We start from the raw sequence: 20146 nt of genomic DNA on the forward strand, positions 1-20146 counted from the left end.
ATCCTCAATTTTCCCCATTTTTTTCATTTGTCCCTGCTCGTTGACAAGCTACTTCAAGATAACGCAAGCGTTTTTTGACGCCACGATTGAAAAAGAATTTGTAAAACAGCGCCGCCAACATAAAACTGTAGGTTGTTTTCTGCTGCGCAAAACGGCTTTGTTCCGAATACGTGACTTGCAGCTTCCCTTTTCGTCCTGGAGCAAAACTGTACCGTTGATCGATCACTCCTTCTTCATGGGTCGTACGAAGCCACAGCTCATCAGCGGCAATTTTTTTGACCGTCATAACGGCTGGTACCATCCGCGGAGCGGTTTTGGTTTGAATCATCATTTCAATACGGCAACCTTCCCCGAACGGTTCTTGGGCTTGTTTGGCTCGAAAGAATTTCTCTTGTTCCGCCAATAACACACGGGAAAAATCCGTAGATGTGGTATTCATTTGATAACTACAAGACAATGTATCGGTTCTCATCACAAATTCCTTTCTAAAGGGTGCGCGTATTGCATTTCTTTCCGTTTCTGGGCTTATCTTTCTTCTACCCTTTGATTGATCGTCTCAGATGTCGCTTGTTCATTTAATGCCGCTTCCGCTTTTTCTTCTTTCAAGTAGCCGCGATCCATTACGATCAAGAATGGCACCCAGATCAAGGTCATTACGGCAACCGTCACTAACTGTAAGATTGCGCCGGCAACAGAACCCGTGCCTAACCAACCAGATAAGAAAACAGGGGTCGTCCAAACAACCGTTGCTCCGATTGGTCTTGGCACTAAGCCTGCGGCAATCGCAAAGTAAGAGATCGTTGTACTGGCTAATGGGGCTAAGATCCATGGGACAAAAGCGATCGGGTTCAGGACGATCGGCAAACCAAAGGTCATCGGTTCAGATACGTTGAAAACAGATGGCGCGATCACCGTCTTCATTAATTTTTTCATCCGAATCGAACGAGCGATAAAGAAGGCCATTGTAATCGAGATCCCCAGCTGCATTCCTTGATTGACGAACACGCCCATAAACGTAGTGTTAATGATATGGGGCAGTTGTTCAGCCCCTGCTTTGTAGGCTTCATAGTTTTCAATAGCTAACGCATTCATGATTGGATCGATCACCGCATTGACCACTAGTGTTCCGTGAATCCCAAACCACCAGAAGAATTGGGTGAACAAGACGGCGATCAGTACTGCTGGCAACGTACCGCCTAAGCCCATTAATGGTTTTTGCAGAATCTCATAAACGAAATCAACGGCATTGCCCCATGAAGTAAAGGTGAACAAGTAGCGAATCAAATTGAAAAGGAACAACGGTGCCGCCCCAGGAATGATGGCGACAAATGATTCTGCGATCATTGGCGGAACCGAATCTGGCATTTTGATCGTCAGCCCAGCCGCACTGATTTTGCAATAGATCTGCGTAGCGATAATGGCCGTGATGATCCCGACAAACATTCCCTCAGCCCCTAATTTCGACAAGGGGATCACTGTACCTAACTCTTCGGATGAGCCAAAAGGCAGCAGCATCAAAAACGAAGACAGTGAGATGGCACCCGCAAATAATTTGGCTTGTCCATACTTGCCAGCCAATTGATAGCCGATCCCAAAAACAACGAAAATAGCGGTGATACTCATGGTCGCATTTCCGATAGGACCAAAAAAGTCGTTTAGAAACGTGATGAATCCCTCTGGAAGTTTTTCCGAGAGTCCGAAAGTAGCAGGCAGATTTTGAATAATAATCATAATTGACGCAAACATTGTTGCAGGAAAAGCGACCATAAACCCATCACGCAGACTTAACAAGTATTTGTTGTTGGCAATGATCTGAGCAAAAGGCACCATCTTTTCGGCTAATTTATCAATAAACTTCATTTCGTTTTCTCCTTTATTTTTAACTGTAAACGTTTACTACAATCAGTATAGTTGTTTAGTTAATGTTTACACAACCCCTAAAATAAAAAAGATCAGACGTCACTGATCTTTTTCGGCAATCGATTCTCTAATGATCAATTCACTGCCACAAACGACGCGAACCGGCATCGTCCGCACCCCTAGGATTTTATTTTTCGCTAATTCGACACTCATCTGCCCCATCTCTTCGGCTTTCATCTTGACGGAGGACAGTGCGGGCGTCATAAATTGCGCCATTTCGATATCATCAAAACTAACGACTGACACATCTTTAGGAATCGATAGCCCCGCTTCAGCGAGTGCCTTGTAAACCCCGACTGCCATAGGATCGCTGGCAACGACGATCGCTGTGGGGCGAGGATTCATTTGCGCAATCTGCTGACCAAAATGCAAACCGGTCTCCGGTGACCACTTCCCCTGCAGCACGGTTGTGAACTTTTCCAATTTATTGAGCAGCATCCATTGGCGGTAGTTTTCTGCTCGAATCTCTTGTTCATCGTAAACGACTTCGCCAGAAATCGTCACTCGGCTGGCAACACCACCCACAAAGGCGATATGCTCATGACCCTTCTCTTTTAACATCGTGAGGATCTGGTGGGTCTTTTGGGCAAAATCGGTTTGGATGCAATCGTAGCTGGGTGCTTCACTATAATTATCCACCAGGATAATATTGGCATTTTGCTGACTGATCTCTGCCAAAGCATCGCTGGTCATCTCTCCAATAATAATGACTGCGCCATACTTCGCCAATTGCGCCAAATCTTTTTGAGGCTCCCGCATGGAAAAGGCCCGAATCGTTTTTAAGCGCCACTTCGCCGCTTCTTTTTCGATCCCATTGCGGATCATCATAAAGTACGGATCGTTTCTTTCCGACTCTCGATCGTGGCGGGTAATGATGGCAATCGTGTTTTGGTCGCCGACTTCACGGGAATGGGGTTGATTTTTTTCTTTTGAATAGTTCATTTGGTTGGCGATCTCAATGACTCGTTGCCGCGTGTGTTCATTGATACTGAAGGTTTCATCATTGTTAAGGATTCTAGAAACACTTGCTACCGACACCCCGGCTAATTTCGCGATATCTCTCATACTTGCCATAGCTGCACCTCATCTGTTTACTGTTTACTAAATTCACCTTCAGCATAGGCATAATTTTTGGCCCTGTCAACCTTCTTTTCACAAAAAAACCGAAACTCCTTAGCTTTTCACTAAGGAAGTTTCGGGATACCCGTTTGTTTTCTATTTGAACGCTTTGTCACAGAGCACGACATTGACCAAATACAAGGTGCTGATTCCTAAGACCAATAAGTAGACAGGACCAAACAGCAAAAAGGTCAAGACAAGTGTCACTGTTACTAAAAGATGCGCCAGTACTCTTTTTGGTGAACGCGCAAACTGATAAAAACTATAAAACAATGAGATGGGCTGCTGCGGATAGGTGTGAAGCAGCCTCGTTTGATAAAGTAAGACCAAGCAAAACAAGCCAAAGGTGAGCGCTAACGCGTAACTAGCGATCTGAAACAGCGGGTGCTGCAGACGGCGAAAGACAAAACTGTCCACTAAAAGCAGCAGAAAGAATAGACTGAGCAAACGATCTTGCCCTTTTCTCGTTGCCCACTGTTGATGAAACACCTGCTGAAAACGAGCTTTGCTACTTGCTTCCAAGCCATCGTTCCGCAGTTCCACCAAAGTCCCGATCAATGCTCGACTAGCAGTGGTACTGGTAATCAAAGGCAAGGAATACAACAGCCACATGCCTTGTAAAACCAGCAAATGCGGGAGCCAATTGATGCCAGTCAGCAGCCCTTGGTTCAAGCGTTGCGGCGTGACTTTTGTTCTCATCCTTTGGAACCTCCCGTCAGATCCATTCCTTCAATAAAGTAGCGTTGTGCGAGGAAGAACAGCAAGATCGTCGGCAATAACACAAGCGTTGCTCCTGCCATCAAGTAGTTCCACTGGGTCGTTGATTGGTTTTGGAAGACTTGCAAGCCAATCTGCAGCGTGTACTTTTCTTGGTTTTGAATATACAGTAACGGCCCTAAGAAATCATTCCACGCCCCATTGAAGGAGTTGATGGCGATGGTGATCAGTGCGGGTTTCGTCAATGGGATCATTAGATGGCTCCAAATATAAAGATGATTGGCGCCATCGATCTTAGCGGCTTCGATCAATTCATTGTTGACGGACAAGTAAAACTGCCGCATCAAGAAAATGTTAAAGGCGTTGCCGAAAAACGCTGGAACGATCAGCGGCAGATAGGTGCCGACCCAGCCGATTTTGGAAAACAAAACATACTGCGGGATCATCGTCACAAAGCCAGGAATCATCATGGTAGACAAGACGAGGGCAAAGATCAGATTTTTTCCTGGAAAGGCCAATTTTGCAAACCCATAAGCAATGAAGGAATTTGATAAGACATTCCCGAAGACCACTAAGACAGTAATGAATAACGTATTTTTTGCATACTGCCAAAAAGGAAAGGCGTTGATGGTCTCCAAATAATTGCCAAGATTGATTTCTTCTGGGAAAAAGGTCGGCGGGTAACGCACGATCTCCTCCATCGGTTTCAATGACGTAAAGACCATCCACAGCAACGGAATCAGCAGCACGATCCCGATGATCGACATCACCACATAGCTGATGATTTTCTTGACTCGCTGTTGGCTTGATTTGCTTCGCGTTTTTGTCGTCATTTCCATTAGCTGCCACCTCCGGTATAGTGAACCCAGCGTGGTGCCAGCTTGAGATTGATAAAGGTCAAGACTAGGACGATCAAGAACAAGATCATCGACATTGCCATCGCATAACCCATATCAAAGGCAACAAATGCTTTGTTCCACATATGCAAATTATAGAATAGCAACGAATTCGCCGGACCGCCGGTACCATTTTTGGTCATCACGTATGCTTCTTGGAAAATTTGAAAAGAACCGATCGTTGAAGTAATCACATCATAGAAGATGATCGGCGTGATCAAAGGAATCGTAATATTTTTGAATTTCGCCCAAACCCCCGCTCCATCGATCTCAGCCGATTCGTACAGCGTCGGCGAAATATTTTGCAAGGTAGCTAGATACAAGAGCATCGCGCCCCCTGAACTCCAAATCTTCATCAAAATCAACGCTGGTTTCGTCCATTCTGGATCAAACAGCCATGCCGGACCTTTGATATTGAACCAGCTCAAGAAGGTATTGATCAATCCTGCGGAAGGAGATAATAATTGCATCCATAAGACGTAGACGGCAACCCCTGAAAGGATCGCTGGTAAGTAAAAGGTCGTTCGGAAAAAACTGATTCCGCGGATTTTTTGATTCAGTAAAGTGGCTAGAAAAACACTGAATAACGTGGTTAAGGGAACATTGAAGAGTACAAAATACGCCGTGTTATAAAGAGATTTCCAAAACAGGGTATCTTGCGTGAACATGCGGGTAAAGTTCTTAAAGCCGATAAAATTCATTTTTGAAGTCAGATTGTAATCGGTAAAGCTTCCTACGAAGGAAAACAGCATGGGCCCTAACATAAAGATCACGAACCCAAGCAAAAATGGTGCTACGAAGAAGTAGCCCCAAAGAGCTTCTTGCCGTTTACTTTTTGAACGCTTCTTTGGCATTCCTTCCACTCCATTCTATTTTTACTCATTGTTTATTCAAGAAAACACGTCCGCTTCGCAAAGCAGAAAGCAAAGCCCAGTCCGCTAACCGACTGGACTTTCCTTCTTTTTTAAAAACGCTCGTTTTGAAATTTATTTGTTTTGCTCAACGAGATCTTCGACCGCTTTTTGCGCATCTGCCAACCCTTCAGCCGGTGTTTTGCTGCCCAGCATGATTTGGTCGATCTGTTCATTGACAAGACTGCTGAAATCAGGAGCTGTCAATGGTACAGGTGTGATCACCGTATTGGCAAAGTTTTCATCTGCCATTTGGTAGATCATTTGGCCGTTTTCATCTAGATTGTCGTTGTTGACCAAGTTTTCGTTGGCTGTTCGATTCGCCATGATATCAAAGCTTTTCTCACCAAATTTCTCTTGAACTTCTGGTGTCGACAAGTATTTGATAAACTCATAGGACGCTTCAGGATCTTTGGCTCCGTATGGCACTTCTAAGACGAACCCGCCACCCCATGACCAGTGACCAGAACCACTTTCTTTTTCAGGAATTTGAATGACCCCAAATTCAAAGTCATCCGGTGCATTTTCCGCTAAACTTGAGTAGTAGTTGATGTTTTGCGCACGCATCGCCACTAATCCAGAAATGAATGGATCGGCAACACCTGAACCAAATTCAGCTTCTAACCGATTGATGGTATCTTGACCATAATACTCTTGCCAGTCTAAGATCCATTCCAACGCTTCCACTTTGTTGTCTGTATCGATTTTGACGTTCTCATCCTTGTCAAACCAGCTGACGCCATCGTCGGCATTCAAGGCCCACACATCGGCGCCTAAATTCCACAATGGGTAAAAACCGATCCGCTCAAAGTCATCACCGTTTTTGACATCTAATTTACGAGCAACTGTTTCTAACTCCTCCCACGTTTGGGGCAGTTGCTCTTCACTGATACCTGCCTCTTTAAAGAGTGTCTTGTTGTAGAAAATCACTTGCGTATCTGTATTGAAAGGAACAGCATACGCATCCCCTTCATACTCCACCGTATCCCATAATTGCGGATAAAATTCATCAGAAAAGCCTTCTTCGATATACTCGCTTAAATTTGTTGCTTGCTGCGCTTCTGCCCGCTGAGCAACAGAATTAATATCTTGTACAATAACATCAGGCGGATTACCAGCAGTGATCGACGACAGTGATTTTGTCCAAATATCGCCCCAAGGCTGGTAGCTGTATTTGACCTCGATTTTATCTTGTGACGCATTAAAATCATCAATAATTTCTTCAATTACTTCTTGTCTTGCACCAGACCCCCAGAAGGACCAAAAATCCAACGTCGTTTTGCCATCTGCTGACTCATTCCCCGAGGAATCAGCGGTTTCGCTATTGCCACATCCTGCCGCCAGTACACCAACTGAAAAAAGCAAAGTCCCCATATAAAATAACTTTCTCATTTAACCTAACCTACTTTCATTTATTTTTAATGTACTATTTAAAAGCTATCACTACTTCTTCTTTTCAGCAAACAAAAAGCATCGTTATTCGAATAAAAAAATAACATTTTTACCGTTTCACGATAAGAAGAGCGTTTTCTTTGAAAATTTAAAAAAAGTGGGGCATCATAGAAATAGCACCTATTTTTCAACCTCTCGTTAGATCATTTGAAAAACGATGTTTATAGAAAGGGAGTAACCACATGCTAGTCATTGTCGATATGCAAAACCAAATTCTCGATGAAGCGAACGAAGCGTATGTGCCAGATAGCGCCGCTCTCGTCAAACGAATCGCCAAGCGCCTAGAACAAGCGCGGGTGAATGGGGAGTACATCTTACACACCCGCGACATCCCAATCGAAGTCAAAGGAACGCCTGATGAAGAAGCCGCTGCCCTGCAGCTTATCCCAGAACTTAAGCCTCTCGAAAATGAAAAAGTCGTCAAGAAATACTATTACAGTATTCCACCTGAAGTCTTGATCGACATCAAGAAAAATCTATTTAAGCCTGAAGAAGAAAAGAAAATCGAAATCACCGGTGTTGAAACCAACATCTGCGTCCTTTCCAATACGATCGAGATCCAAAGCGCCTTTCCTGACGCTGATTTCACCATCAATAAAACATTAGTCGCCGGTAAAAATCACGAGTCGCAAGGACTCGACATCTTACGAGACTTCAATGTCCAAATCATTGATGGAACAAAATAAACCAATGACCAATAAATAACGAAAGCTCCCTGTTCAAGGAACAGAGAGCTTTTTCAATTTAATTATTCATTCAATTCATTGAGCCATCTAATAGCTCGGTCGGAATTTCAATCCGAACCTCATTTTCTGTCTGACAGTTTGGACATACGAAGGTTCCTTCGATGGCTTCCTTCACTTCCCCGTAAGTATAATGAATAGCGATTTCATCTTCTGCCAATTCATTCGTTTCCAACGGTGGTACCATGGTTAATTGCCCCTCGCTGTCTTCTTGTAAATGAACGACTAGCTTCCCATCAAAGTTTTCATTGCAATTGGTGCAGGAAGCTTTTCCTCGAATCGTTAGATCCATGATCATCCCTCCTCATTTCTTGTCACTGGTTGATGCAGGTTCCAGTAGATACTCGTAACACATGCATGCTTCACTTTAATAGTGTCACGCTTTCACTTTTTTAGCAAATCATCTGTTTTTCTTTTTTTAAACCATTGATGAAGAAAAATCCTAATCAACCGTTTTGAGCGTTTTCGTTGTCAAATCGTTAAAATCCTTGCAGAATTAACTTATCTGTTACTGAAAAGTAAAAACATGTTGTTGGAAAAATTAGTGATTGTCCGAACTTATCTGAACAAACAAGGAGGAAAAATGATGCAAGCAGTAACCTGGCAAGGAAATCAAAAAATGGACGTTCGCCGTGTAGAAGATCCAACGATTTTAGAACCGACGGATGCGATCATCCGAATCACCGCAACTGCAATCTGCGGCTCTGATCTCCACCTTTACCACCATGGCGGCTCGGTTTTGGAAGAAGGCTATGTCGTTGGTCACGAACCAATGGGTATTGTCGAAGAAGTCGGCAGTCAAATACAGAAACTAAAAAAAGGCGACCGCGTCGTCATCCCTTTCAATATCGGTTGCGGTCACTGCCACTTTTGCCAAAATGAGATGGAAAGTCAATGCGACAATTCTTCAGAAGATACATTGTATGGCGGCTTATTCGGTTTTGGAAAAATGAACGGCAACCACTGGGGCGGTCAAGCCGAATTCTTGCGCGTACCGTTCGCAGATTTCACCTCGTTTATCGTACCTGAATCAACGATCCCTGATGAAAAAGTATTGTTTTTATCTGACATCTTACCTACAGCATATTGGAGCGTCCAAAATGCCGGCGTCAAAAAAGATGATACCGTGATCGTCTTAGGCTCAGGACCAGTTGGCTTGTTTGCGCAAAAATTTGCTGTGATGGCAGGCGCTAAGCGGGTGATTGCCGTGGACCCTGTTGCTCATCGCCTAGAAAAAGCCAGCAGCTACAATCAAGTCGAAACATTCCAATTGGATGATCTGGCTACTAGTGCCGATGAATTGTATGAGCTGACCAAAGGTGGCGCTGATGTGATCATCGACTGTGTTGGGATGGATGGTTTAGAACCCGTCAAAGAAAAAGCCAAAAATCTAGTCAGCTTGCAAAGTGGAACAATCTCACCGATCCAGATGGCCGCCAAGGCAGTCAAAAAATTTGGTACCGTCCAAATCACTGGCGTTTACATGACACCTGCTTCTTCTTATCCATTGCAAGAATTCTTTATGCGCAACATTGATGTCAAACACGGGCAAGCACCTGTGATCCATTTGATGCCAAAAATTTATGATATGATCGCGGACGGTTTGTTTGACCCGTCACAGATCATCACCCACACGATGCCTTTAGCAGATGCTGCCAAAGCGTATGAGATTTTTGACAAAAAAGAAGACAAGAACATCAAAGTTGTCTTGAAACCTTAGCACAAATAAAGGAGCAGTGATGGCACCTATGCCAAAAATCAAACGGAGTGAACATCAATTCGATCCTGGAAAAGAAGAAGATGTGATCATCAAGGCAAGTCGCTTTCGCATCTACTTTCAAAATCGCTACATGTTGATCTCACTTACGAATGATATTTTGACGGGCTTGTTTTATATTTTCGGGAGTATCGTTTCATTAACTAGCTTACCTGCGATTTACGGAACGATCGCCTATTTGATCGGCGGTGTCTTTTTGACCATTCGCCCGCTGATTAAAATCGTTCGCCATGTCTATATCTATAATGATCGCAATCAAGAAGGCGAGAAAGAAAAAGATGTCACCATCACCGACGATGAAAGTTGATGGGGCGACAACTAGAGAGGAGTTTCCTATGTTAAAAAAATTTGATGGGATCGCACTGACACTATTGATCATCGGTGGGATCAATTGGCTGCTGGTCGGCGCCTTCGAGTTTGACCTTGTCGCAGCGATCACCGGCGGCAGCACGTCGATCATTGCCCGCGTCATTTATATTCTAGTTGGGATCAGCGCATTGTATAGCCTAAAATTCTTTCCAGCTATCGCCCGCCAACAAACACTCGACTAAATGAAAATAAAGCCTGCATCTGCGGTGTGCTGACCCCAAAAAAGTTAGATTTTTGGTCTAACTTTTTGAGGTCGCATCTGTGGATGTAGTTTTTTTGTCTACAATCATTGAAAAAAAACACCAGTTGTACTACTCTTGTATTTAACCTACTATTTTCGAAAATATAAAAAGGACGTGACTCATGACCCCACCTACTAGACCCTCGCTGATACGTCGGATACTCGGTCGGATGCTTTTGCTATTGATTTTCTTATTTATTCTAGGTATTATTGGCGGAATTATTGTTTTAAATAACCTCACCATCGCGGAAAATTGGTTTGGTCTGAATGAATACCAAGTCGTTGAAACCAGGCATCAGATCATTCGTTTGTTCCCCTACTTTTGGGTAGCAGGGATCCTGCTGGTCTTTTTGATCGGTCTGATCATCGGCCTCAAAAAACACAAAAAGTCGCCATTTTACTGGTTATTCTCATTGCTCTTGCTGCCAGCGATTCTCTTTTGTATTGGCGTAGTTTCCACCTTTTTACCTGTAGACCGCCAACTCTTTCGAGAAGAAACCAGTGCCAAAGAAATTATGGCGGCGCTGCCAAATCAATCTTCATTCAAGGACAAAGAGCTGCAACTGGTCAGCTATAGTTTTCACATCCGCAATGTCCCGCTAAAAAGCGGCATTTATGCAGTTGCGCGAGTGATCAATCCAAACACAGGCCTACAAGACGAGTATTGGTATTACCCAGAAAATCTGTTGACCAAATGGAAAAAAGACGACGATACGATCGAGCTTTCGATGGAAGATACCATTGCCTTTGATGCCATCGACTGGGGCGTCATTCCCAAGATCATCAAGGATTCTGAGGCGCGAGCAGCTCAGCTAGATCACTATGTTCCTGGCGTCAGCATCGTCATTTTAAACGGCTTCCAAGGTGAATGGACTTGGACCGTTGGTTTAAATGGGATTCGTAATCGAACCGAGATCAATTATGTCTATGATCTCAAAGGAAATTATCAATCCGAATGGCAATAAAACAAGCGGCACCTATCCCCGTGAATAGGTGCCGCTTTTGCTTTTATCAGTTTACTGATCCAAGTCTTTGACACACCGAAACCCTAAATTATTGGCTGCCGACATCCCAGAATTACCATTTCTAGCGGCAATTCGGTATCGTTTGCAATAGGATTCATGGCACAAAAATGAACCGCCGCGAGTCGCATACAGTTGATCATCTTGTGTTTGATTCCTTATCCAAAAGGTTTGTCCCGTCTGTTGTTGAAACTGCGTCAACGGGATGCGGGCAGGATTGACGCACCATTCCCAGACGTTGCCGATCACTTGATAGAGACCAAAGCCATTGGGCTCATACCATTTCGCAGGCGCTGTATTGGCGAAGCCGTCTGCTCGCGTGTTGCTTTTTGGAAACTCGCCTTGCCAAATATTGCAATGATAGGTATTTTCTGCCAAAAATTCCCTTCCCCAAGGATATTTTTCAAAAGTTGTCCCGCCTTTTGCAGCGATCTCCCACTCTGCTTCTGTCGGGAGGCGTTTTTTTGCCCATTGGCAATAGGCGATCGCATCGTTGCGAGACACCTGAACCACTGGGTGATCCATCCGCTGGGCAATCGTTGAATCAGGTCCTTCAGGATGACGCCAATCTGCGCCACTAACTGTGTACCACCAAGCCATATTCGGTATCTTTTGACTGCGGTGTTTCGTTTGCTCACTTAAAAAATAGTGAAAAACGAACGACCAGCCAAAGCGCTCGGCTTCTGTGACATATCCTGTTGCTTCCACAAAAACTTGGAAAGCTTGGTTCGTCACCGTCGTGGCATCAATGGCAAATCCTGGGCTGTCGAGGCTGATTTGCGGTCCCTCAAGATCCTCGGCAAAGCCGTCCATCGTATTCGTGCCGATTCGATAAGTTCCTGCTGGAATCGTGGGCATCTGTTTGCCTCCTTTTTACAATAATTGATAGCCATTGTACAGATTGATCAGTAACACCAGCACGATCACGGTTTGGAATACCAGTGTCACTCGCTGCGGTGACAGGACGTTGCTGGCCTTGGCGCCTAATAGTCCTCCCACGATCGCGGCTGGAATAACAAACCACAAAATTTGCAGATCATACGCACCAAAACCTGTCGAAAAAGCGATCGTCAAAATTTTTGCCAGCTGCGAGAAAAAAATCGTACAAATTGAATAAATCGTCGCCTCTTTGATCGGCATGGCAAACAGCAACATCAATAAAGAAACATTGATGGGTCCGCCGCCGATCCCCAGCAAACTGGCTAGAAAACCGAGAATCAAACCGCAAGCTGCATACCAGCCGACTTTTTCCAACGCAAACCCGCGCCAGTTATATTTTGTATACAAAAAAGCAAACAATAGTGTCAGCACGGTCACAAGGATTTGGATCAGCTGAACCATCTTGTCGTCTCGAAAAACCAGCAATAGCTGTTCAAAGGCAACATTGCCTAAAACACCGCCTAACACAGCACCACCAGAAACCCACAAGGCAATCGACCAATTGATTTTCCGTCCACTGGCTAATTGTCTAGCTGTCGAAACGATAGACATCGTGAAGACAGCTGTCGCCGAGTAAAAAGAGATCGCAGCAACAGAATGGGCGCCGATAAAATCGAAAATCGGTTTGATCAGCACGCCGCCCCCCATGCCGGAAACTGCCCCTACGGCATTTGCTAAGACGATCACGAGAAAATAAATCAGTCCGATCATTGTCTCACCCCTTGCAACAGCCCCAATATCTCATTGATTCTGGGTGTGAAGTCTTTTAACAGCTCCTGATAGCCGCAAAACCCCTCACTATCCACGTACATTGCATCTTTCATTCGTTTACAGCCTCCTCGGCACATTTTTTGGAAAGGACATTGCGTACACTTCGAAGGCATGTCTTTTTTCTGGCACAAAAACTGCTGCGAACAGTCTTGAGAAAACAATTCCCGCAACGTTTGCTCTTGGATATAGCCCATGCGAAACTCATCTAATACATAGAAGTCACAAGGATAGACACTGCCGTCGGCTTCGATCACATACTGCACTTGGCAGTTGCCTAGAATCCCACAGGCAGTTACTTGCTGCCGCACCAATAGATTTAGTAAATCATCGAACAGCTTAATACTTAGGTAGCGCCCTTGTGTCAATTCCTGCAGCCAAAACGCCAACAGCTGCTGATAAAAGTGCGCAAAGCTTCTTGGTGTCAAGGCATAGTCGTTCGTTGACGTGGCATCCAAATCAGCCAAACAAGGAATGAACTGCACAAAGGCAATCTGCTCTTCCTTGAGAAAATCAAACACACGCTGGGCTTCCTTTGCTAATGGATTTGTCAACACGCACAAGACATTGTACTCGATCTGATAGGCGTCCAATAACCGCTTGGTCTGCAAAACCCGCGCAAAGGTCCCCCGCCCTTTGGCGTCTAATCGATGCCGATCGTGCGCAAGCGGATGCCCATCGATCGACAGCCCGACTAAAAAGCGATACTCTTTCAAAAAACGACACCATTTATCATTGATCACCATGCCGTTGGTCTGGATCGCATAGTGTACTGTCACTCGCTTTTTTTGCGCCGCAACATAAGCCGTTAGTTTTCTAAAATAACTCAGCCCTGCCATCGTCGGCTCTCCGCCTTGAAATGCCAACGTCAAATGATCGCCAGCTTCTAAGTCTGCATAGATGTTTGCAATCATCTTTTCCATTACATCCTCTTTCATTTTGCCAAAGGAACGCACTTCGCGCAAGGAACTGACGTTGGCATAAAAGCAATAGGTGCAGCGCAGATTGCAAAGAGAGGATGCTGGCTTGATCAATACGGAGATGTGTTTCATGTGGAGGCCTCGATTCTTTTTTTACTTTTTTAGCGTTTGTCGCGTTTCATCGGAACAAAATCAGTCGTTTCCATATAAAAACGAGTAACGCGTTGTTTCATTTTCTCGACAATTTCGGCGTATGCTTTTTCTAGCGCCAAATTCTTGATTTCCATCGGGTCTTTTTCCAAATCATATAGTTCGTCATGCTCATAAAGACGCATCACATATTTATAGTTTCCCATCTTGCACATAACTGCTTTTGTATGTTCCGGACCTTCGCTATACTGTGTCGCAAGCCGCGGCCAATACGGAGATTTCGGTCCATGCCCCAGCTCCATCGCTTGTGTCTCCCCATGAGTGCGTCCGCCTTCGCAAAAAACAGCATCTTTGTGCTCTTCGGCTCCTTTGATCACAGGAACCAAGGATTTTCCAAATTGTGTATAGGAAAGATCAAACTCAGCCATTTCGGCGATCGTTGCTGGTAAATCTAGCAGTTCCGCTTGTGCTTTGGTGATTCGCGACACACTTTCAATCGTTTTAGCAGGTTTGATGACCAATGGGACATTCGTGATCGGCTCTTCAAAACAGTTTTGGACTTTTTCAGTGATCGTGTAGTCACCAGTATAGTCCCCATGATCACTGAAAACAATGAGGTTTGTCTCATCATAAAAGCCTGTTTCACGCAGCTTCTCTTTGATCATGCCCAGTTGATGATCAAAGCGCGAAACCATTGCTAAATAGGTGGCACGTAATTCATCAAAGCGCTCTTCTGTCCAACCGTTCAAATTCTGTTTCTCATTGATGCCATACAGCATTGAGGCTTTGTTAGGAATATCTTTGATGTTCGGTCGGCGTTTCGGCAGTTTCTGACGATCAATACTCGAATACCATGGATCTTCGCAAGCATAGGGTGGATGTGGGAATGAGATCGTACAATAAACGAAAAATGGTTTGTCTGTCTTTTCCTGACTGCGACGTTCAAGATAGTCCAACGCCTTTTTCACACAATTCCAATCCGTTTTGCCATAACCCTCACTATCTGGTAATTTTCCCATATAAAATGAATAATACGTATCTCCTGAAAGCATCTGGTCGTATAGCTGTTTACTGGCTTCGTTCATATCGGCGGAATGATTGACTTCACTGTTTTGTGCATCCCGAGTGTTTTCGTCTACCACACCGTCATAATATTCATCACAATAGTCTGTTTTTGGTTTATCTCCCGGAACCACATCATTTCTGCCGATCCAGATGACTTCATAGCCTTGATTCTTCATTTCTTTCAAAATATTGGGTTCATCTTCTCTTTGCAAATAGTGCATCGTTCGATGCCCATTGACATGTGGATAAAAACCCGTCAGAAAACTATTTCTAGAAGGCACACAGACGGGGTTTTGGCAGTAGGCATTTTCAAATGAAACCCCTTCTTCTGCCAGTTCATCAAAGTTAGGGGTGATTGATGCGGGATTCCCCATATGTGCGAGTGCGTCATTTCTCATCTGATCTGCTACGAATAAAAAGATATTTTTTTTCAACTTGTCTTTCCTCCTAACCGATGACCGTTAATAAGGTATCTTGTTTTTCAACATCTTGTTTGTCTGTTTCAACAATATCTAGGTAATCCGCCGTGTTTGAAATAATAATCGGTGTCACGATGGAATAGCCTTCTTTTTCCAATGCGTCTTTATCAAAACTCAAAAGTAATTGTCCCTTCGTTACTGAGTCTCCTTGGGCAACTGCTGGCTGGAAATACTGTCCTTTCAAATTCACTGTATCCATCCCTACATGAATCAGAACTTCAACGCCATCTGCGGTCGTGATTCCCACTGCATGATTTGTCGGAAAAAGTGTTGAAACGATCCCATCTGCTGGTGCGTAGACCTTTCCTTCTGACGGAATGACAGCTAATCCTTTCCCTAACAATCCGCTGGAAAACGCTTCGTCTTTTACTTCTTTTAGTGGGATGATCGTTCCTCTAACTGGTGTTGCTAAATCATAGAGAACAGTTTGTCCAAGTTCATGATTCAGTGTCGATGGCTCCACATTTTTTTCCTGGGTGCCTTCACTAGCTGGTTCGTCATCACTTTTAGGATTATAAGCATAAAAGAACGTGATCAAAAATCCTAATCCAAAGGCAACGGCACTAGCTAAGGCAAACCCGATAAAGCTGTTATCAATACCATTTTCTGGGTGAATAAATCGTGGTAAAGCGAAAATACCTGTCCCACCATTGATATAGACTCTCGTTTTGAACAATCCCATGATTCCTCCTGCAACAGCGACTGCGATGGAGGTAGTATAAAATGCTTTTTTCCTTGGTAAGGTTACCCCATACAGTGCCGGCTCCGTGATACCAAAGATTGCCGAAAGAAAAGCAGGGAAGGCAATTTCTTTTAATTTTTTGTTTCTAGTTTTCAAAAAGATTGCGAGGGTGACTCCCGCCATCGCCACGGGAGTTGCCAGACCAGCCATCATCACGACATCGTACCCTAGTGTGGCATAGTTGTTCAAAGCGATCGGCACAAAACCCCAATGCAGGCCAAACATAATGAAGACTTGCCAAAATCCCCCAATAACAATACCAGCGATAATCGGACTAAACTCGTAAGCAGCTGACAATGCTTGCCCTAATAGTAATCCTGCCCAAGTAGTAATCGGTCCAACGATTAGAAAGACTAATGGAACTGTGATGATCAAGGTCAGAAAAGAAACAAAGAAACTCCGCACTGCTCGTGGAATCAATAAAGAAAAGAAAGCTTCTAGTTTTGATGCCAAATAAGTAGCTGCAATAATCGGAATCACACTTGAAGTATAGCTCATCAATATAACAGGGATTCCAAGAAAAGTAATATAGATTGGAGATTCTAAGACAGAACCTGCAAATAAGGTATACATCGCTTCGCTTCCGCCATTTGCTGCTACGATCGTCGGATAAACCAATGCTGCCCCGATCGCCATTCCGATAAAGGGTTTACCCCCAAATTTTTTCGAAGCAGTGTACCCTAGAAAGAGTGGGAAGAAATAAAACAATCCATCCCCTGTCGCATTTAAAATCAAATACGTTCCTGATGCTTTATCCAGCACTTCAAATGTTGTCAATAAAGCAAGTAACCCTTTGATCATCCCTGCTGCCATCAAGACATTGATGATCGGCGTAAAAATACCAGCGACAATATCGATAAACCGATTTAGAATCCCTTTGGGTTCTTCCTCTTGCCCAGAAGTTTCTTCCGTATTCATATCGATCATGTCCGTAAATTCTTTGTAAACTTCTGCTACGTGATTTCCGATAACTACTTGATATTGTCCCCCACTTTGGACGACGGTGACAACCCCCGGCAAGTTTTTGATCGTTTGGGTCTGGGCTTTTGATTCATCTTTAAGTTTAAACCGAAGACGGGTAATACAATGCGTCAATCCAGCAATGTTTTCTTTTCCGCCGATATTCTTTAAAATTTGTTCATTGAATTCTTGGTATTGCATCTCATTCATTCCTTTCTCTACTATACAACCAATAAAAAAGGCAAGACCAAACAACACTACATTTCTTGTAGCCTTGTCAAGTCTTGCCTGCTTTACCAGTAACACCTTGAATTATTGATCGATCAATTTTTGTACATGAAGCGTTAAATACAATTGTTCATCGTCATATAATGTTTTATTTAAATATTCGCCAATCAAACGGGTGGTTTCATAGGCTTTAGGATATTTATCAATCACGTGGACTAACAGAGGATTCCCGACGCCTTCAACGATTTCCTTGTTTTCAATCCGTTTAAAAAAGAATCTCAAATGGGTGACGAAGCGATCGAAAGCTAAACTATTCTCATCAATGTGCACACGATTGTGAATACGAATAAGTGAAATAATGTCTTTGATTTTTTGTGTCAGCAATTCGATATCTTCCATCTTCTCTGAATCGTCATTGATTTGCGCATTAATAAAATGCATGGCGATATTACTGATCTCTGCCTCATTTAGGGAGAATTGCGTTTTGCTTTCAATCAATCGAACCGCATGCTCTCCTACTCCATACTCGTTGGGATAGAAACGCTTGATTTCCCAAGTCAAGCGATTGTTGATGCTGATCCCTTCTTCTTTCAAGCGAATCAAATTATAGATGTGATCCGTCAAAGAGATGTAAATGGAATCACTTAATTGGTAGGAAATGACTTGCTTTCCATAACGGATAATATCATCCGCAAGAGACGCATATTGGATTGGAATGTTCTCTAGCAATTCCATCAAACGATCAGAGGATTTCTTATGAAGCACAAACACTTTTTCAATTTTTGATTCATCGGCGGTTTGTCCTGGTTTCATTTTGAAGCCAAGGCCGGTACCGATCCAGATAAAATCTTTGCCATCTTGTCCGACCAAAACTGCATTGTTGTTTAAGATTTTTTTGATCTTCAAGACGCTTCTCACCTCCTTAAAATGAAAAAAGGCGATACCTTAATACATGTGTAGGATCCATACACACGTAAAAAGGTATAGCCTGCATTATCAGTAACTACCCATTTGATTGCCTTTACTATACTATTTTTCTAGAAACGTTGCAAGCGTTTTATTGATTTTTCTTTTTTTCGCTTCGTTTTGAATAGACGCAGATCAGCCTTTCTCCAAACTGTTCACTGATCCAGCAAACGGCTTTGCCCTTCGATTTTTTGGATCTCCGTAATGTCTTGCGTGACTTCTAGACAACCTAAATAGATGCCTGCTTCGTTTTTTAATGCAAAATAGCGAATATAGATTTTACGGCCTCGCATATCGATCCAAAATTCAGCAGTCTCCCGTGTGCCCGCTCGAAAATCATCCAAAATCTGCTGCACGAGATGCATGCTTTTCGGTGGATGGCAGTTGACGACTTCACGGCCTAAAACCGAATTCGTTCGTGGAAAGACGCGACTCTTGCCTTCTGAATAAAAGCGCACCCGCTCTTCACTATCTACAAAGGTCAAGTCCACTGGCAACGTTTGAAAAATCGCCACCAATTGTTCAAATTGCAGATTACCAGTAGGCAATGAAACGGTCGGCTGTTCAGCAATTTGCGGCGAATTTTCCGTTTCTATGACTTGAAATTCATCGAATCCTAAACCGGCTGCGATGGCGGCGGTTGTTTCTTGGGCTTCTTTGATCGCCGCTTGCCTTGCAGGTTCTGCCGCCTGTTCCTTTTCAAGAGCTTCTTGGCTCGGTTTCCAAGGAAGCGGTTCTGGAATAAAGGCAAAGCCGATGTCAAAACTGTCAGCCGCAATTTGTTCCCAATCTTTAAGACTGAAGACATCCAGCGTCATGGGCACCATGATTTCTTCTTCTTTGAAAATCATCTCTTCGATCTCGTTTTTGACCGCTTCCCATTGGACAGCAATCGGATTATAGGCAGTTTTTTCGGAATCCAAAAGCTCATTGAGCGCTTTGATCATGACCCGAATATTATCATCGACACCCCACATCACTTTTGGCGGTGCAGTGATGCCGTACTTCTCCATGTAAGAAAAAATCAACGTTTCTTTTCGCGCATAATGTTTGTCGATCTGCATTAAATCATTGCAGGCAGCTTTTAGACGCTTTTTAGGCGTCCAATCACCGGTTTTTATTTTAGCTAAGAGGCTATCGATCTCATCGGTCAACAAGGATTGCAGGACTTGGTTCTCCAATTTCAGAGTATGCACAGGATGGCCTGGTTGCCCATATTCTTCATTGGAGTGATGGATCTCATTGATCGATCCTTTAAAAACAGCAGCATGAATATTGCACAAACGCTGAATCTCAGAAGGGTCCAACCCCGTTTGGATCAAAGCTTTTTCAGCAGCAGTGATCTCCGTCACATCCACACCATCAAATTCTTCGTTAAACAAGCGTTTAGCTTCTTCAAAGGAACCGCCTTGGTGAAGCAAACTCAGTATTTCGACGATCCGTTCTTGTCTTTGACTGTTAGTTTTCATTTCGTCGCTCCTTTCACAAGAAACCCTTGTTTTTCGAAAGCGAGACAAACCCTTTCCAAGGGGATCTTCTTCATCTGAGCCCCTTTGGGAATCGTCATGTAACGTCCAGCAGTTTGTAGCATCCCTGGTTGATTGATCGCCGTAAACCCTATTTTACTCATGATTTCTTGTATTTCAGGGTATTGTGCCACAAGTTCATAGAGCGTTTTTGACAGATCGATTTCTTTCATAGTAAGGTCTTCCTTTCAGTGAGAATGATTCTCAATAAGATATCCTTAGTATAAATCATTTTG

Annotated in this window: 21 protein-coding genes; 5 read left to right on the top strand and 16 right to left on the bottom strand. The window is 43.7% G+C overall.

Annotated features, from left to right (window positions below):
• Positions 1-4: 4 nt before the first annotated feature.
• The 7 genes from ACIPK1_RS00570 to ACIPK1_RS00600 all read right to left on the bottom strand — a co-directional run bounded on the left by ACIPK1_RS00570 (position 5) and on the right by ACIPK1_RS00600 (position 6955).
• Positions 5-472, bottom strand: coding sequence for a hypothetical protein (locus tag ACIPK1_RS00570; RefSeq protein WP_400449685.1), 468 nt, complete (start codon positions 470-472; stop codon positions 5-7).
• Between the two features lie 53 nt (positions 473-525).
• The gene (locus ACIPK1_RS00575) at positions 526-1860 is read right to left on the bottom strand and encodes a PTS sugar transporter subunit IIC (RefSeq protein WP_015509292.1); all 1335 of its coding nucleotides are present in this window, start codon (positions 1858-1860) and stop codon (positions 526-528) included.
• 99 nt (positions 1861-1959) lie between these two features.
• Positions 1960-2994: a LacI family DNA-binding transcriptional regulator gene (locus tag ACIPK1_RS00580; RefSeq protein WP_016613602.1), complete on the bottom strand. Its 1035-nt coding sequence runs from the start codon at positions 2992-2994 to the stop codon at positions 1960-1962.
• Positions 2995-3135: 141 nt separating this feature from the next.
• Positions 3136-3738, bottom strand: a complete 603-nt coding sequence (locus ACIPK1_RS00585) for a DUF624 domain-containing protein (RefSeq protein ID WP_086316398.1) — start codon at positions 3736-3738, stop codon at positions 3136-3138.
• Positions 3735-4595, bottom strand: a complete 861-nt coding sequence (locus tag ACIPK1_RS00590; protein WP_005225484.1) for a carbohydrate ABC transporter permease — start codon at positions 4593-4595, stop codon at positions 3735-3737. The genes ACIPK1_RS00585 and ACIPK1_RS00590 overlap by 4 nt, the downstream gene beginning before the upstream one ends.
• Entirely contained in the window at positions 4595-5506 is a 912-nt protein-coding gene (locus tag ACIPK1_RS00595) for a carbohydrate ABC transporter permease (RefSeq protein ID WP_008379008.1), read from the bottom strand. The genes ACIPK1_RS00590 and ACIPK1_RS00595 overlap by 1 nt, the downstream gene beginning before the upstream one ends.
• A gap of 132 nt (positions 5507-5638) precedes the next feature.
• Positions 5639-6955: an ABC transporter substrate-binding protein gene (locus tag ACIPK1_RS00600; RefSeq protein WP_008379010.1), complete on the bottom strand. Its 1317-nt coding sequence runs from the start codon at positions 6953-6955 to the stop codon at positions 5639-5641.
• 242 nt (positions 6956-7197) lie between these two features.
• Here ACIPK1_RS00600 and ACIPK1_RS00605 point away from each other — a divergent pair, with 242 nt between their 5' ends.
• Entirely contained in the window at positions 7198-7701 is a 504-nt protein-coding gene (locus ACIPK1_RS00605; RefSeq protein ID WP_086332574.1) for an isochorismatase family cysteine hydrolase, read from the top strand.
• Between the two features lie 70 nt (positions 7702-7771).
• On the opposite strand, the gene ACIPK1_RS00610 is transcribed toward ACIPK1_RS00605, so the two are convergent.
• Positions 7772-8056 carry a hypothetical protein gene (locus tag ACIPK1_RS00610; RefSeq protein ID WP_005234711.1) on the bottom strand — a complete coding sequence of 95 codons (285 nt, stop codon included), beginning with the start codon at positions 8054-8056 and terminating at the stop codon, positions 7772-7774.
• Positions 8057-8344: 288 nt separating this feature from the next.
• Here ACIPK1_RS00610 and ACIPK1_RS00615 point away from each other — a divergent pair, with 288 nt between their 5' ends.
• From ACIPK1_RS00615 to ACIPK1_RS00630, 4 genes are all read left to right on the top strand, one after another.
• On the top strand, positions 8345-9478 hold the full coding sequence (locus ACIPK1_RS00615; protein WP_086299276.1) for an alcohol dehydrogenase catalytic domain-containing protein: 1134 nt from the start codon (positions 8345-8347) through the stop codon (positions 9476-9478).
• A gap of 19 nt (positions 9479-9497) precedes the next feature.
• Positions 9498-9842: a YrhK family protein gene (locus ACIPK1_RS00620; RefSeq protein ID WP_008379018.1), complete on the top strand. Its 345-nt coding sequence runs from the start codon at positions 9498-9500 to the stop codon at positions 9840-9842.
• A gap of 28 nt (positions 9843-9870) precedes the next feature.
• A complete protein-coding gene (locus tag ACIPK1_RS00625; protein WP_400449690.1) occupies positions 9871-10086 on the top strand; it encodes a DUF378 domain-containing protein in 216 nt (71 codons plus the stop codon).
• A gap of 181 nt (positions 10087-10267) precedes the next feature.
• Positions 10268-11110, top strand: coding sequence for a hypothetical protein (locus ACIPK1_RS00630; protein ID WP_008379024.1), 843 nt, complete (start codon positions 10268-10270; stop codon positions 11108-11110).
• 51 nt (positions 11111-11161) lie between these two features.
• Here the strand turns inward: ACIPK1_RS00630 and ACIPK1_RS00635 are convergent, their stop codons facing one another.
• From ACIPK1_RS00635 to ACIPK1_RS00670, 8 genes are all read right to left on the bottom strand, one after another.
• Positions 11162-12025, bottom strand: coding sequence for a formylglycine-generating enzyme family protein (locus ACIPK1_RS00635; RefSeq protein WP_301389287.1), 864 nt, complete (start codon positions 12023-12025; stop codon positions 11162-11164).
• 15 nt (positions 12026-12040) lie between these two features.
• Positions 12041-12817, bottom strand: a complete 777-nt coding sequence (locus ACIPK1_RS00640; protein WP_008379028.1) for a sulfite exporter TauE/SafE family protein — start codon at positions 12815-12817, stop codon at positions 12041-12043.
• Positions 12814-13926 (bottom strand): radical SAM/SPASM domain-containing protein, encoded by a 1113-nt coding sequence (locus ACIPK1_RS00645; protein ID WP_087664967.1) that lies wholly within the window; start codon positions 13924-13926, stop codon positions 12814-12816. Before ACIPK1_RS00645 ends, ACIPK1_RS00640 begins: the two co-directional genes overlap by 4 nt.
• Positions 13927-13955: 29 nt before the next feature.
• The gene (locus tag ACIPK1_RS00650) at positions 13956-15443 is read right to left on the bottom strand and encodes a sulfatase-like hydrolase/transferase (RefSeq protein ID WP_400449693.1); all 1488 of its coding nucleotides are present in this window, start codon (positions 15441-15443) and stop codon (positions 13956-13958) included.
• Between the two features lie 13 nt (positions 15444-15456).
• Entirely contained in the window at positions 15457-17391 is a 1935-nt protein-coding gene (locus tag ACIPK1_RS00655; RefSeq protein ID WP_400449982.1) for a beta-glucoside-specific PTS transporter subunit IIABC, read from the bottom strand.
• Between the two features lie 111 nt (positions 17392-17502).
• A complete protein-coding gene (locus ACIPK1_RS00660; RefSeq protein WP_400449695.1) occupies positions 17503-18324 on the bottom strand; it encodes a PRD domain-containing protein in 822 nt (273 codons plus the stop codon).
• A 215-nt stretch (positions 18325-18539) separates the two neighbouring features.
• Complete coding sequence (locus tag ACIPK1_RS00665) at positions 18540-19853, bottom strand: DUF438 domain-containing protein (RefSeq protein ID WP_400449697.1); 1314 nt, start codon at positions 19851-19853, stop codon at positions 18540-18542.
• Entirely contained in the window at positions 19850-20083 is a 234-nt protein-coding gene (locus tag ACIPK1_RS00670) for a DUF1858 domain-containing protein (protein WP_008379040.1), read from the bottom strand. The genes ACIPK1_RS00665 and ACIPK1_RS00670 overlap by 4 nt, the downstream gene beginning before the upstream one ends.
• Positions 20084-20146 lie beyond the last annotated feature (63 nt).

Origin of the sequence: Enterococcus sp. NPDC086594 (assembly GCF_044746145.1) — a bacterium.
Classification (GTDB): domain Bacteria; phylum Bacillota; class Bacilli; order Lactobacillales; family Enterococcaceae; genus Enterococcus_D; species Enterococcus_D entomosocium.

Bases quoted from the DNA above. Each gene is read 5' to 3' on its own strand.
- ACIPK1_RS00570 (WP_400449685.1), bottom strand. From the start codon at position 472: ATGAGAACCGATACATTGTCTTGTAGTTATCAAATGAATACCACATCT.
- ACIPK1_RS00575 (WP_015509292.1), bottom strand. From the start codon at position 1,860: ATGAAGTTTATTGATAAATTAGCCGAAAAGATGGTGCCTTTTGCTCAG.
- ACIPK1_RS00580 (WP_016613602.1), bottom strand. From the start codon at position 2,994: ATGGCAAGTATGAGAGATATCGCGAAATTAGCCGGGGTGTCGGTAGCA.
- ACIPK1_RS00585 (WP_086316398.1), bottom strand. From the start codon at position 3,738: ATGAGAACAAAAGTCACGCCGCAACGCTTGAACCAAGGGCTGCTGACT.
- ACIPK1_RS00590 (WP_005225484.1), bottom strand. From the start codon at position 4,595: ATGGAAATGACGACAAAAACGCGAAGCAAATCAAGCCAACAGCGAGTC.
- ACIPK1_RS00595 (WP_008379008.1), bottom strand. From the start codon at position 5,506: ATGCCAAAGAAGCGTTCAAAAAGTAAACGGCAAGAAGCTCTTTGGGGC.
- ACIPK1_RS00600 (WP_008379010.1), bottom strand. From the start codon at position 6,955: ATGAGAAAGTTATTTTATATGGGGACTTTGCTTTTTTCAGTTGGTGTA.
- ACIPK1_RS00605 (WP_086332574.1), top strand. From the start codon at position 7,198: ATGCTAGTCATTGTCGATATGCAAAACCAAATTCTCGATGAAGCGAAC.
- ACIPK1_RS00610 (WP_005234711.1), bottom strand. From the start codon at position 8,056: ATGATCATGGATCTAACGATTCGAGGAAAAGCTTCCTGCACCAATTGC.
- ACIPK1_RS00615 (WP_086299276.1), top strand. From the start codon at position 8,345: ATGCAAGCAGTAACCTGGCAAGGAAATCAAAAAATGGACGTTCGCCGT.
- ACIPK1_RS00620 (WP_008379018.1), top strand. From the start codon at position 9,498: ATGGCACCTATGCCAAAAATCAAACGGAGTGAACATCAATTCGATCCT.
- ACIPK1_RS00625 (WP_400449690.1), top strand. From the start codon at position 9,871: ATGTTAAAAAAATTTGATGGGATCGCACTGACACTATTGATCATCGGT.
- ACIPK1_RS00630 (WP_008379024.1), top strand. From the start codon at position 10,268: ATGACCCCACCTACTAGACCCTCGCTGATACGTCGGATACTCGGTCGG.
- ACIPK1_RS00635 (WP_301389287.1), bottom strand. From the start codon at position 12,025: ATGCCCACGATTCCAGCAGGAACTTATCGAATCGGCACGAATACGATG.
- ACIPK1_RS00640 (WP_008379028.1), bottom strand. From the start codon at position 12,817: ATGATCGGACTGATTTATTTTCTCGTGATCGTCTTAGCAAATGCCGTA.
- ACIPK1_RS00645 (WP_087664967.1), bottom strand. From the start codon at position 13,926: ATGAAACACATCTCCGTATTGATCAAGCCAGCATCCTCTCTTTGCAAT.
- ACIPK1_RS00655 (WP_400449982.1), bottom strand. From the start codon at position 17,391: ATGCAATACCAAGAATTCAATGAACAAATTTTAAAGAATATCGGCGGA.
- ACIPK1_RS00665 (WP_400449697.1), bottom strand. From the start codon at position 19,853: ATGAAAACTAACAGTCAAAGACAAGAACGGATCGTCGAAATACTGAGT.
- ACIPK1_RS00670 (WP_008379040.1), bottom strand. From the start codon at position 20,083: ATGAAAGAAATCGATCTGTCAAAAACGCTCTATGAACTTGTGGCACAA.